The following is a 12,330-nucleotide window of genomic DNA, read 5'->3' on the forward strand; positions in this document are numbered from 1 at the left end:
CAGCTCGACGGCGTGCTCGGGGAGGGCAACGTGGCGCATCCCGCCATGTCTGGTAACGGAACGACCGGTGACGATCCGCTCCAGACCGCGGTGTGGCGGCTGCGCTCGCGGGCCTGCTGGGCGGACGCGGCGGCCCTGCTGCCACGGGACACGCCGACGGGCTCGCTCCAGCGCGCGACCCTGCTCGTCGAACGGTGCCTGTACACCGAGCGGGGCTGGGAGGACGCGGAGGACGCGCTGCGTACGGCGGAGGCGGTGGCCCACACCGACGAGGAGCGGGGCGCCGCCGCGTGCGAACGCGGCCAGCTCGCCTACGCGGCCACGCTGCACGGGGTACGGGACCGCGCGGACGAGGCGCGGGCGGCACTGGGGCGGGCGGCGGCGCTGATCCCTCCGGGGGCTCCGGGGCGGGCGCTGCTCGACTTCCGCCGGGGCCTGCTCGCCGAGAACCTCACCCGCTCCCCGCAGGCGGCTCGCGCCGCGTACCGCCGGGCCCACGCCGCCGCCACCGCGCACGCCGACCCGCTCCTGCTCTCCTTCACCTGGCGCCACCTCGCAGGACTCGCCCTGCGGGACGGCGAGTTGGCCGAGGCCCGGCACGGCTTCGCCGAATCCCTCCGCATCCGGGAGGAGTTGGGCTACCTCGTGGGCACGGCCCCCGCCCTCGCCTCCCTGGCCGACACGGAGTCCGAACCGGAGGCGTCACGACTGCGGGAGGAGGCCCGGCGGTTGTTCCGGCTGCTGGGGGGTGTGCCTACATGGCTGGCCGCCCAGTTGGCTCCACCGGCTCCGGGGGCGGCGACGGCGTAGGAGCGGGGTTCCGGGCCCCTGGCTGCACGGCCGGCACCAGCAGAGGGCAACCGTTCAGCTCGCGCCCGCGAAGTGCTCCCCCACCAGGGCCCGTACGACGTCCAGGTCGCGCGCGATCAGGGCGTCCAGGAGGGCCGTGTGTTCCGCCGCGTCGGCGATCAGATGCGCCCGGCCGTGGCGCACGGAGCCGCCGACCAGGGGCCACTGGGCGCGGCGGTGCAGGTCGTCCGCGATCCGGACCAGCTGCTGGTTGCCCGACAGGGCCAGGACTGCCCGATGGAAGGCCCGGTCGGACTCCGCGTAGGTCGCGGCGCAGCCGGACGCCGCCGCGCGTACCGTCTCCTCCGCGAGGGGCCGCAGCTCGGCCCAGCGGTCGGCGGACACGGTGCGCGCGAGGCGGAGCACCACCGGCACCTCGATCAGCGCCCGCACCTCCGCCAGCTCGGACAGCTCCCGCACACCCCGCTCGACGACCCGGAAGCCGCGGTTGGGCACGACCTCGACGGCGCCCTCCAGGGCGAGCTGCTGCATGGCCTCCCGTACCGGCGTGGCCGACACCCCGAACCGCTCGCCGAGGACCGGCGCCGAGTAGACCTCCCCCGGCCGCAGCTCGCCCCGCACCAGCGCCGTACGCAGCGCGTCGAGGATCTGCCCGCGCACCGAGGAGCGCTGCACCAGGGTCCGGGGCTCCGGAATCGGCCGCTCGCTGTGCGTGTGCTCGCCCCGCGCCGTCGGCACCCCGGCATCCCGCTCCCGCACCGGCGCCCCGGAGTCGACGGCGTCGGCGGCATCGCCGGCACCGGGCTGCACCGGCACCCGCGCCGCGGCGGCCCGTGGCCCGCTCTGCGGTCCCCTCGCGCCCGCGGAGTCGTGCAGGCCGTGCTTCACGGGATCCTCCAGCGGCTGGTCGACGGGTCGGTGGTCGGGGTCATTAACGACGGGTTGTCACTTGTCCGTCAAGCACCTTAGGCGTACAAGGCGGCGGTTCAAACCCCCCTGAAGATTGAGTAAGGCTAGCCTTACCTTTGCAGCTCAAGCCCGTGATCAAGGATCGGTGGTCCCGCCATGCCCGCTGCGATCTCGCCGCTCACCACGGCGTACGCCCGCCTCACCGAGGCGTACCCGGGTCTGTCCGTGACGGTCCTGGACCCGGCGGAACGCGAGCCGCTGCCCCGGGGTGAGAGTTGGGTCACGGGCGCCGCGCTCGCGGCGGGCGGCGACCACCTCGACGCCTTTCTCGCCCGGGACGACGCACAGGTGCTGCGGGACTACGGGCGGCGGGCCCGCCCCGACGTCGTCGCGAGTTTCGGCCTGCACCGCTACGCCTGGCCGGCCTGTCTGCTGATCACCGTCCCCTGGTTCCTGCACCGCCGGGTGCCCCGGCTGCCCGTGGCCCACGTCTCGTACGACCGCGCCGCCGGCCGCATGGCCGTACGCCCCGTCTCCTTCGCCTGCCTGCCGGGTGACCCGGCGGCCACGCTGCCCGGCGCCGTCGTCGTACCGGACGAGGAGGCGCTGCGGGCCGATGCGGGTGGCCGTCGCCGAGCACCTGGAGCCCGTGCTCGCCGCCTTCGGACCCCGGATGCGGCGGCGCGGACGGGCACTGTGGGGTATGGCGACCGACGAGGTCATGGAGGGGCTGTGGTGCGTCGCACACCTGTTCGGCGCGGCCGAGGAGCGGCGGGCCGTGCGGGAGCTGGAGCTGCTGCTGCCGGGGGCGACGCGGCCGTACGCCGGCTCGGCCACGTTCCGGGTGCTGACCGGTCCGGACGGCGAGCCGCTGGCCACCCGGGACCGGGCGAGTTGCTGCATGTTCTACACCGTGCGCCCCGAGGACACCTGCGCCACCTGCCCCCGCACCTGCGACGCCGACCGGATCGCCAAACTCACGGCCGCCACCGCCGCCTGAGGGTGCCTCAGCCCCTGCCGCCCCGGGGCCGCCGACGGTCCGGAGCACGGCCGCGCGTCCACTAGGATCATCGCGATCGGACCACCCGACCCGGACAGGTCATTCACAACTTCCCCACCTTTCGCGGGAACTTTCCGCGGAACCATCCGTACGGGTAGTCTTATTCGAACTCAACTCCCGCCCCTCAAGCGGCAGTTCGAGCAGAACGCCGTCCTGGGCATCCCCTTGCACTTCCTTGGCGGCCTCTTGCCCCGAAACCCCCTGAGGGCCGTCGGGAGTGGGCCACTATGGCGGGCGTTACGCCCTATCCCAATGCAAGGGACCCCTATGAGACTGACCGACATATCGCTGAACTGGCTGCTTCCGGGCGCCGTACTGCTCCTGGGGATGCTGGCGGCGGTTGCGGTGCTCGCGCGAGGCAAGCGCTCCTCCGGGGACAACACGAGCGCCGACGACTCGTGGGAGCGCAGCGAGGAGCGTCGCAGGCGCAAGGAGGCCATCTACGGCACGGCCTCCTACGTGCTTCTCTTCTGCTGTGCGGCGGTGGCGGCCGCCCTGTCGTTCCACGGCCTGGTCGGCTTCGGCGAACAGAACCTCGGGCTGACGGACGGCTGGCAGTACCTGGTGCCGTTCGGTCTGGACGGCGCGGCGATGTTCTGCTCGGTCCTCGCGGTGCGCGAGGCCAGCCACGGCGACGCGGCCCTCGGCTCCCGCATACTCGTGTGGCTGTTCGCGGCGGCCGCCGCCTGGTTCAACTGGGTGCACGCGCCCCGGGGCGCGGGGCACGCCGGTGCGCCGCAGTTCTTCTCCGGCATGTCGCTGTCGGCGGCCGTCCTGTTCGACCGGGCGCTGAAGCAGACCCGCCGGGCCGCGCTGCGCGAGCAGGGTCTGGTGCCGCGTCCGCTGCCGCAGATCCGGATCGTGCGCTGGGTGCGGGCTCCCCGCGAGACCTACAAGGCCTGGTCGCTGATGCTCCTGGAGGGCGTGCGCAGCCTGGACGAGGCGGTCGAGGAGGTGCGCGACGACAAGCGGCAGAAGGAGGAGGCGCGGCAGCGCCGGCGGGACCAGCAGCGCCTGGACCGCGCCCAGCTGAAGGCGATCAGCCGGGGCCACCGCGGCTTCGTCGGTCGCGGCACCGGCCGGCAGGTCGAGGTGCAGGCGGTGGAGCGTGGTCCGGCGCCGGCGACCGCGGAGCCTGCCATATCGGCGCCGGAAGCGCTGCCCGTACGCTCTCGGCCCTCCCTTCAGCCGGTCCGCAAGGGCTCTGAGCAGGTCACGGTCGACCTGACGGCGGAGGACGACACGATGGCGCTGCCGCGGCTGGACTCGCTGGAGCGCAAGCTGAAGGACCTCGAGCAGCAGTTCGGCTAGACGCCGGCCCTGCGCTCGGGGCTCAGCCGACTTACGGGACGGGGCGTGGCCTTCCGGGTCACGCCCCGTCCCGTTGCCGTCTCATGCCGCCTCGGCGCCCAGTTCGAACCACACCGACTTGCCCACCCCGTGCGGGCTCACGCCCCAGGCGTCCGCGAGGGACTGGACGAGGACCAGGCCCCGGCCGTGGGTGCCGTCCCCGGTGTCCGGGGCGCACAGGCGGGGGCGGCGGGCGACGAAGTCCCGTACCTCCACCCGCAGTCCGTCCGGGGAGACGACGGCGGTCAGGACGGCGTCGTCGTCGGTGTGCACGAGCGCGTTGGTGACGAGTTCGCTGGTCAGTAGTTCGGCTATCTCCGAGCGGCCCGGTCTGCCCCAGTGCCGCAGCAGTTCGCGCAGTTCCCGGCGCGCCTTGGGCACCGCCCCGAGATCGGCCCGGCCCAGTGTCCGCCGGAGCCGGTGCGCGCGTTCCGCACCGGTGCCGGTCCTCTCCCCGATGATGCCGGTCTCTCCCCCGATGGTGCCGGTCGCTTCCCCGATGGTGCCGGTCTCTTCCTCCGCCGTCGCCGAGGAGGCCCCGATCGTGCCGGGACCGCCCCCTCGTGCCTGCCTCGTCATGACCCCCGCCCGCACGTTGCCGGACCTGCCCCTCGTGGTCGAACACGTTCACGGGGATCCTTGCCCAACGGTCCTCGGGCCAGTCCTGGCCGTCCGCCGACGGCCGTCTGTTCGGCCACCCCCGTACGGCGTCCCGGCCGGCCCTCGCGCCCCGCCACCCCCGCGCTCGGGACGCCCGAGGCGCCGTACGACGCCACGAGCGCCCCATCGTGACTGCGCACGCCCGTCCACTGCCAAGCGCGCCTGTCCCGTCACGCGGTGTGAAACTGTCCGGAAACCGCCCCTCGACGGGGCCGGATTCAGGGCCGGTTTCAGGGCCGGGGCACGTTCCTCAGGTTGGAGCGGGCCATCTGGAGCATGCGGCCGACGCCGCCGTCCAGCACGATCTTCGAGGCGGACAGCGCGAACCCGGTGACCATCTCGGCGCTGATCTTCGGCGGGATGGACAGCGCGTTCGGGTCGGTGACGACGTCCACCAGGGCCGGCCCCTTGTGCTTGAAGGCGTCCTTGAGCGCCCCGGCGAGCTGCTTGGGCTTCTCCACCCGCACTCCGAAGGCCCCGCAGGCGCGGGCGACGGCGGCGAAGTCGGGGTTGACGTCGGTGGTGCCGTACGACGGCAGGCCCGCGACCAGCATCTCCAACTCGACCATGCCGAGGGAGGAGTTGTTGAACAGGACGACCTTGACCGGCAGATCGTGCTGCACGAGCGTCAGGAAGTCGCCCATCAGCATGGTGAATCCGCCGTCACCGGACATCGAGACGACCTGCCGGCCCCGGTCGGTGAACTGGGCGCCGATCGCCATCGGCAGCGCGTTCGCCATCGAGCCGTGCGAGAAGGAACCGATGACCCGGCGGCGGCCGTTGGGCGAGATGTAGCGGGCGGCCCACACGTTGCACATCCCGGTGTCCACGGTGAACACCGCGTCGTCGTCGGCGACCTCGTCGAGGACGGAGGCCACGTACTCCGGGTGGATGGGGACGTGTTTCTCGACCTTGCGGGTGTACGCCTTGACCACGCCCTCCAGCGCGTCGGCGTGTTTCTTCAGCATCTTGTCGAGGAAGCGCCGGTTCGTCTTCTCCCGCACCCGGGGGATCAGACAGCGCAGCGTCTCGCGGACGTCGCCCCACACGGCGAGGTCGAGCCGGGAGCGGCGGCCCAGCACCTCGGGCCGTACGTCGACCTGCGCGATCCGCACGTCGTCCGGCAGGAAGGCGTTGTACGGGAAGTCGGTGCCGAGCAGGATCAGCAGATCGCACTCGTGGGTGGCCTCGTAGGCGGCGCCGTAGCCGAGCAGCCCGCTCATGCCGACGTCGAACTTGTTGTCGTACTGGATGAATTCCTTGCCGCGCAGGGCGTGCCCCACCGGGGACTTGATCTTCTCCGCGAACTCCATGACCTCGGCGTGCGCGCCGGCGGTGCCGCTGCCGCAGAAGAGGGTGACCTTGTCGGCCGCGTCGATCAGCTCCACCAGCTTGTCGATCTCGGCGTCGCCGGGACGGATCGTGGGCCGGGACGTGACCAGGGCGCTCTCGAAGGACTTCTCCGGGGCGGGCTGGGCGGCGATGTCACCGGGGAGGGAGACCACGCTCACCCCGCGCCGGCCGATCGCGTGCTGGATGGCGGACTGCAGCAGCCGGGGCATCTGCTTCGGGTTGGAGATCAGCTCGCTGTAGTGGCTGCACTCCTGGAACAGCCGGTCCGGGTGGGTCTCCTGGAAGTAGCCGAGGCCGATCTCGCTGGACGGGATGTGCGAGGCGAGGGCGAGCACCGGGGCCATGGAGCGGTGGGCGTCGTACAGGCCGTTGATGAGGTGCAGGTTGCCCGGCCCGCAGGAGCCGGCGCAGGCGGCCAGCTTCCCGGTGACCTGGGCCTCGGCGCCGGCCGCGAAGGCGGCGGTCTCCTCGTGCCGCACATGGATCCAGTCGATGGCGGAGTTGCGGCGTACGGCGTCCACCACCGGGTTCAGGCTGTCGCCGACGACGCCGTAGAGGCGGCGCACGCCGGCCCGGACGAGGATGTCGACGAACTGCTCGGCGACGTTCTGTTTGGCCATGCCTCCATCCACGCACAGAGACCGCCGTCACGCCTCCCACACGGCCGCCGCCGTACGGTCGTCGGCGTAGCCCTTCACCCGTACCTGGGTGTCCGCGAGGAACGCGGCGAGGCCCGGCGCGGCGCTGCGGGACCAGCGGTGGGCCAGGTAGGCGCAGAGTGCGGGCTCGCCGCGCAGCGGCTCGGCGAGCCCGCCGCTGCACATCACCAGCACGTCACCCGGGCGGGCTACCGAGGCGCGGAAGCGGAACGGTTCGCGGGGCGGCTCGGCGGCGCCTGCCGGGCCGGGCCCGGCGGCGGGTTCGTACGGGCTCGGCGGCGTCGGGATGCCGAGGTCCATGGTGAGCCGGTCGCCCTCGGGGGTCTCGGCGGGCAGCGAGCCGAACCCGACAACCGGTTCGCCGGCGCCCGAGGCGGCGGACACCCGCGGCTCGATGTCCTGCCACTCGCCCTCCCGTAGCCGGAACAGCCCTCCGTCACCGGCGCCGAAGAACACGCGGGTACGGCAGTCGGGGTCGGCCGGCAGCAGCAGACAGCGCAGGCTCGCCGTGTACTCCTCGGGGTCCAGGTCCTGTTCGACGGCACCGGCCCGCAGCTTGCCCAGGCTGCGGTCGGTCAGCCGGTGCAGCCCGGACTTGAGTTCGCCTCGCCGGGCCGCTCGGAGGTCCTCGACCAGTCGCTGGTGGCTGCGGCCCACCGCCTGCCCGATCCACCGGCACGCCTCGGCCGCCGCCCGGTGCGCACCCGGCGTGGCCCGCGCCCCGGTCGCCATCGCCACGAGCACCAGCGCCTGCTCCCCCACCCCGAACCGCGCGGTCAGCAGCGCGTCCCGCCGCGGCTCCCCCCGATACCGCGCCGAATCCCCGCGCAAAGAGACGGCCCGCAACGTGCACGCCCCGTATCGGGCCCCGTCCAGCACGGTGTCGGCGACCAACTCCCCCAACTCGTCCGGATCGGCGCCGGGGAGCGCGGTGGGCTCGGGGTCGTAGGTGGGAGGGCCGGAGCCGACGTAGTCGGGGGTGGAGAGGGATGGGGCGAGGGGTGGGGAGAGGGGGGCCGGGGCGGGGAGTTCGGGGGGTTCGGGGCGCGCGACGGTTTCGTCGTGGGGCGTGGCGGAAGCGGGGGCCTCAGGCAGCTCGGGTGACGTGAGTGGTGGCGTGGGTGGCGGCGTGGCGGGTGGGAGGGTCCCCGGGGGCGTGGGCTCGGCCGACGGGGGCTCCCAAGGGGCGCGCTGTCGGGGCGGGATCGGGCGCGGGAAGGGGTCGGCCGACGGCGGACCCGGAGCCGAGGCCGATGGTGAGGCTGGGGGTGAGTCGGGAGCTGAGGCCGGTGGTGAGGCGGCGCGTTGGGGTGGGAGCGCGGGGTCCGGGGGCGGTTCCTCGTACGGCTGCGGGTCCCGTGGTACCGGGTCCCCGGTCCGGCTCTCGCCGCCGCTCGGCGCGCCCGCCACCGTGCTCTTCGCCGAGGCGAAGCGGTCGTCCAGGGAATCGGGCGCGGCCGTGGGGCCGGTGTCCTCGGTGGAGTCGTCGTACAGCTGCCCCCACCAGTCGTCCTCGCGACGGGCGGGCCTACCCCCCTGCTGGCTCATGCCCCCAATTGTCCACCGCACGGGCCGTCTGAAAACGGGGCATCGGGAAAAACCGGCCTCGCGACCGGCCTCGAACGGCCTGTCGGGGGACAGCGCGAACAGCCGTACGACGGCGGGTTGATGGCCGCCGGGCGACCCCACCCCCCACGGGAGGGCCGCCCGGCGACACCCGATGTGACCCGGTCCCGGATCCCCTGAGCGCGCTCACGCGCGACCGGACCGGGCCACCGTCCCGCGCGGCCGGCTCGCCGAGGAGCGGACGCGATGGCCGAATTGTGGCTTGGATCCCGGGACGCGACCGTGTGCCATGAGCACCGCCACGCGTCCCGCGCTTCCGCCACCTTGGCAGACGCACCTCGGGTACGGCGATGATGTCCGGCGGCGGGTTTGTGCCGTGGCCGGTTTCCGCCACGGCGCACCGCGACGGGTTGCTCGCTCTCAGGGGAGGGACGTAGGTCGATGCTGGCTGCGATAGGCCTGGACGAGACGCACGAGGCGGCATACCGGTCACTGGTGTCCGTGGGCGCCACCGAGGTGGCGGAGCTGGCCCGGCGCCTGTCGCTGGCCGAGCCGGACACCGAGCGCGCGCTGCGCCGGCTGGAGCGGCAGGGCCTCGCGGCCCAGTCCCCGGCGCGCCCGGGCCGCTGGGTGGCGGCCCCGCCCGGGGTGGCGCTCGGCGCGCTGCTCACCCAGCAGCGGCACGAGCTGGAGCAGGCGGAGCTGGCGGCGGCACTGCTCGCCGAGGAGTACCGGGCGGCGGCGGCCGAGCCCGAGGTGCACGACCTGGTGGAGGTGGTCACCGGCGCCTCGGCGGTCGCGCAGCGCTTCCTGCAGCTCCAGCTGGGCGCCTCCGCTGAGGTGTGCGCGCTGGTCACCGGCAGCCCCGTGGCGGTCACCGGCATGGAGAACGACGCGGAGGAGCAGGCCGTCGGGCGCGGGGTCGGCTACCGGGTGGTGCTGGAGCGCGCGGCGCTGGACCTGCCGTACGGGCTCACCGAGGTGTCGACGGCGCTCGGGCGGGGCGAGCAGGTACGGGTGGTGGACCGGGTACCGACGAAGCTGGTGATCGCGGACCGTACCCTCGCCATGGTGCCGCTGACGTCGCGGACGGCCGAGCCGTCGGCGCTGGTGGTGCACGCGAGCGGGCTGCTGGAGCTGCTGGCCGGGCTGTTCGAGTCGGTGTGGCGCGAGGCGCTGCCGCTGCGGCTGGGCGGGGCCGGACTGGTCGAGGATCAGCCGGACGGCCCCGACGCCACGGACCTGGAGGTGCTGTCGCTGCTGCTGGCCGGGCTGACCGACGCGAGCGTGGCCAAGCAGCTCGACCTGGGCCTGCGGACCGTGCAGCGGCGGGTGAAGCGGCTGATGGAGCTGACGGGCGTGACGACCCGGCTGCAGCTGGGCTGGCACGCCTACGAGCGGGGCTGGGTGTCCCGCTGACGGCTCATGAGGGGTCGTGAAGGGTCGTGAGGGCTCGTGTCGTGGCAGCTCGGGAAGGCGCTCGCTGTGACCTGCGGTTTCTTCCGGGCTCCTGCACTCTGGGCAGATGGGAGCGTGGGAACTCCTGCTGGTCGGCCTGGTGATCGTCGCCGGCCTGTGTGGAGTGCTGGTGCCCGGTGTGCCGGGGTCGTGGCTGGTGTGGGCCGCGGTCCTGTGGTGGGCGCTGAAGGATCCCCAGCCCGTCGCCTGGGCCGTCCTGGTGGGCGCCACCGTGGTGCTCCTGCTGTCCCAGGTGGTGCGCTGGGCACTGCCCCCGCGCCGGCTGGGGGCGAGCGGCGCGACCCCCCGCATGCGGGTGTACGCCGGCGCCGGCGCGTTCCTGGGTTTCTTCCTGATCCCGGTGGTCGGCGCCCTGCCCGGCTTCATGGCCGGGATCTATCTGCACGAGCGGCTGCGGCTGGGCCGGCACGGCGAGGCCATGGCCGCCCTGCGCACGGTGATGCGGGCGGGCGGCTCGAGCGTGCTCGCGGAGCTGTTCGCCTGTCAGCTGATCGCCGGGGCATGGCTGGGCGCGGTGGTGTGGGGCTGAGGGGCAGAGACAGGGGCAGGGGCGGAGGCAGTGGCAGGGGCAGGGTCAGGGGCTCGGTGCCCCAGGGCGCGGCCGACCTCGTCGGCGATCGCGCGCAGCCCCGCGTCGTTGAAGTGCAGGTGGTCGCCGGGGTCGTAGGCGGGCAGGATGCGCTGCGGGTCGGCCGGGTCGCGTACGACGGCGTCGGCGTCGGCGACCGCGTCGAAGGCGCCGCCGGTGCGGATGAACGCGTTCACCCGCTGTCGTACGACCTCACCGGCCGCCGTGTAGGCGGGATACCCGGCGTACGGGGTGAGGGTGACGCCGACGACCGGGATGCCGCGGGCGTGCGCGCGGGCGACGATCGTGCGGTATGCGTCCGCGAAGGCGCCCGGGTCGTCGGCCGCCGGGGTGCCCTTGATGTCGTTGATGCCCTCCATGACGGCCAGGGCCCGCACCCCGGCCCGGTCCAGGGCGTCGACGTCGAGGCGGGCCAGGGCGCTCGGTCCGGTGCCGTCGCGCAGCAGCCGGTTGCCGCCGATGCCCGCGTTGAGGACGCCGAGACGGCGCGGGCGCAGCCGTTCGGCGAGCCAATCGGGCCAGCGGTGGTTGGCGTCGGGGGTGGACGAGGTGCCGTCGGTGAGGGAGTCGCCGAACGCGACGACACTGCCGACGGCGGTGCCGCGGACGTCGACCCCGGTCACGTAGTACCAGTACAGGGTGACGGCGGTGTACGCGGAACCGTCCTCGTCGGCGGCCCGGCCGGCCCCGGCGGGGGCCAGGTAGCTGGTCTGCAGGGCGGTGCGGTGGTAGGTGGCCGGTCCGCTGTCGACCGGTGTGAACACCGTGACGAGCAGGTCGGCGGCGTCCGGAACGGCCAGCGGCACCGGATCGGTCAGCAGGTCCTGCCCCGGCGCCACGCTGACGGTCGGTGAGCCGCCGAAGGTGGCGGTACGCATCGTCCCGGGCACGGCGTCCGCGCCTCCCGCCCGCCGCAGGGCCACCGTGACCGCCCCGAGCACGAGAGGCACCTTGCCGAACCGATTGCTGACCCGGACCCGCAACACCCTCCCGCCCACGCTGAGATGCACGACGTTGCGCACGGCGGCCCCGGGCAGCGCGGGAGCGGTACCGGAGGGCGCGGTCTCCCAGGACCCGGTCCACGGCCGGGGCCCGCCCGGCACCGCGGAAACGGGGGTGGCCCCAGCCGCCGTACCCGGCACCACGGTAAACAACAGAGCCGCGAGTCCCCGTGCGACCTTGCCCATACGCGTGCCCGCCCTCTCCGTGCCCGGTCCGTCGGAGGTGACGGTCCCACACGGGCGGCTCGCGGCTCCGGAACATGATCACCGGTCCACCCGCTCGGACCAGCGGGGCGTGCCCGGCTGCTCGGCTGGGGGCTGGGCTGGGCTGGGCTGGGGGCAGGGAACTACGGGCCAGGGGCTGGGAGCTGAGGTGGGGGGCTGGACGAGAGCTAGAGCTAGTCCCCCAGCACGCCCTCGAGCGTGAGCAGCCACACCTTCCGCTCGACTCCGCCCGCGTACCCGGTCATCGAGCCGTCGGCGCCGATCACCCGGTGGCAAGGGCGCACGATGAGCAGCGGGTTGGCGCCGATCGCGCCGCCGACCGCCCGGACGGCGGCCCGGGAGGCGCCGATGCGCGCGGCGATCTCGCCGTAGGTGGTGGTGGCAGCGTAGGGAACGTCGTCCAGGGCATCCCAGACCCGCTCCCGGAACTCGGTCCCCCGGGCGCGCAACGGCAGCCGGAATTCCTTGAGTTCACCGGCGAAGTAGGCGGCGAGCTGGTCCGCCGCCTCCCGGAACGGCCCGAGGTCGTGCCGCCAGCCGTCCTGGACGGTCCGCCCGCCCTTCTGCCCCGGCACGGACAGCGAGGTGAGCGCGCCGTCCGCGTCGGCGGTGAGCAGCAGCCGCCCGACCGGCGCGTCCACATGTGCCCAATAGATGGTCTCCATGGTC

At 73.9% G+C, this 12,330-nt stretch carries 10 protein-coding genes and 1 pseudogene; 5 read left to right on the forward strand and 6 right to left on the reverse strand.

The features are described 5' to 3' along the window. Positions 1–45: 45 nt before the first annotated feature. Positions 46–810, forward strand: a complete 765-nt coding sequence (locus tag ABZ865_RS10820) for a hypothetical protein (protein ID WP_361227059.1) — start codon at positions 46–48, stop codon at positions 808–810. Positions 811–864: 54 nt separating this feature from the next. Here ABZ865_RS10820 and ABZ865_RS10825 read toward each other — a convergent pair whose 3' ends face one another. After that, positions 865–1,626, reverse strand: coding sequence for a GntR family transcriptional regulator (locus tag ABZ865_RS10825; protein WP_361227313.1), 762 nt, complete (start codon positions 1,624–1,626; stop codon positions 865–867). A gap of 249 nt (positions 1,627–1,875) precedes the next feature. Here ABZ865_RS10825 and ABZ865_RS10830 point away from each other — a divergent pair. Together ABZ865_RS10830 and ABZ865_RS10835 are read left to right on the forward strand one after the other, a co-directional pair. Beyond that, positions 1,876–2,719 (forward strand): annotated as a pseudogene (locus ABZ865_RS10830) ((2Fe-2S)-binding protein). Between the two features lie 327 nt (positions 2,720–3,046). Then, positions 3,047–4,090, forward strand: coding sequence for a DUF2637 domain-containing protein (locus ABZ865_RS10835; RefSeq protein ID WP_361227062.1), 1,044 nt, complete (start codon positions 3,047–3,049; stop codon positions 4,088–4,090). A gap of 81 nt (positions 4,091–4,171) precedes the next feature. On the opposite strand, the gene ABZ865_RS10840 is transcribed toward ABZ865_RS10835, so the two are convergent. The 3 genes from ABZ865_RS10840 to ABZ865_RS10850 form a co-directional block, all read right to left on the reverse strand. Next, positions 4,172–4,588 carry an ATP-binding protein gene (locus tag ABZ865_RS10840; RefSeq protein WP_361227316.1) on the reverse strand — a complete coding sequence of 139 codons (417 nt, stop codon included), beginning with the start codon at positions 4,586–4,588 and terminating at the stop codon, positions 4,172–4,174. 431 nt (positions 4,589–5,019) lie between these two features. Further along, positions 5,020–6,762 (reverse strand): pyruvate dehydrogenase, encoded by a 1,743-nt coding sequence (locus tag ABZ865_RS10845; RefSeq protein WP_361227065.1) that lies wholly within the window; start codon positions 6,760–6,762, stop codon positions 5,020–5,022. Between the two features lie 27 nt (positions 6,763–6,789). Beyond that, a complete protein-coding gene (locus tag ABZ865_RS10850; RefSeq protein ID WP_361227068.1) occupies positions 6,790–8,349 on the reverse strand; it encodes a protein phosphatase 2C domain-containing protein in 1,560 nt (519 codons plus the stop codon). Between the two features lie 459 nt (positions 8,350–8,808). Between ABZ865_RS10850 and ABZ865_RS10855 the strand changes: the two genes are divergently transcribed. Together ABZ865_RS10855 and ABZ865_RS10860 are read left to right on the forward strand one after the other, a co-directional pair. Next, positions 8,809–9,786, forward strand: coding sequence for a helix-turn-helix domain-containing protein (locus ABZ865_RS10855; RefSeq protein ID WP_361227071.1), 978 nt, complete (start codon positions 8,809–8,811; stop codon positions 9,784–9,786). Positions 9,787–9,892: 106 nt separating this feature from the next. Continuing rightward, positions 9,893–10,375: a DUF456 domain-containing protein gene (locus ABZ865_RS10860; protein ID WP_361227074.1), complete on the forward strand. Its 483-nt coding sequence runs from the start codon at positions 9,893–9,895 to the stop codon at positions 10,373–10,375. On the opposite strand, the gene ABZ865_RS10865 is transcribed toward ABZ865_RS10860, so the two are convergent. Both ABZ865_RS10865 and ABZ865_RS10870 read right to left on the reverse strand, forming a co-directional pair. After that, positions 10,330–11,622: an SGNH/GDSL hydrolase family protein gene (locus ABZ865_RS10865; RefSeq protein WP_361227076.1), complete on the reverse strand. Its 1,293-nt coding sequence runs from the start codon at positions 11,620–11,622 to the stop codon at positions 10,330–10,332. The two genes, ABZ865_RS10860 and ABZ865_RS10865, sit on opposite strands and share 46 nt — an antisense overlap. 212 nt (positions 11,623–11,834) lie before the next feature. Then, a complete protein-coding gene (locus ABZ865_RS10870; RefSeq protein ID WP_361227079.1) occupies positions 11,835–12,326 on the reverse strand; it encodes a methylated-DNA--[protein]-cysteine S-methyltransferase in 492 nt (163 codons plus the stop codon). Positions 12,327–12,330: the final 4 nt, after the last annotated feature.

Source organism: Streptomyces sp. NPDC047085 (assembly GCF_040643735.1).
Lineage (GTDB): Bacteria > Actinomycetota > Actinomycetes > Streptomycetales > Streptomycetaceae > Streptomyces.

Coding starts and splice junctions, on each gene's coding strand:
- ABZ865_RS10845 (WP_361227065.1), bottom strand. CDS start 6,762: ATGGCCAAACAGAACGTCGCCGAGCAGTTCGTCGACATCCTCGTCCGG.
- ABZ865_RS10820 (WP_361227059.1), top strand. CDS start 46: ATGTCTGGTAACGGAACGACCGGTGACGATCCGCTCCAGACCGCGGTG.
- ABZ865_RS10870 (WP_361227079.1), bottom strand. CDS start 12,326: ATGGAGACCATCTATTGGGCACATGTGGACGCGCCGGTCGGGCGGCTG.
- ABZ865_RS10855 (WP_361227071.1), top strand. CDS start 8,809: ATGCTGGCTGCGATAGGCCTGGACGAGACGCACGAGGCGGCATACCGG.
- ABZ865_RS10865 (WP_361227076.1), bottom strand. CDS start 11,622: ATGGGCAAGGTCGCACGGGGACTCGCGGCTCTGTTGTTTACCGTGGTG.
- ABZ865_RS10850 (WP_361227068.1), bottom strand. CDS start 8,349: ATGAGCCAGCAGGGGGGTAGGCCCGCCCGTCGCGAGGACGACTGGTGG.
- ABZ865_RS10835 (WP_361227062.1), top strand. CDS start 3,047: ATGAGACTGACCGACATATCGCTGAACTGGCTGCTTCCGGGCGCCGTA.
- ABZ865_RS10860 (WP_361227074.1), top strand. CDS start 9,893: ATGGGAGCGTGGGAACTCCTGCTGGTCGGCCTGGTGATCGTCGCCGGC.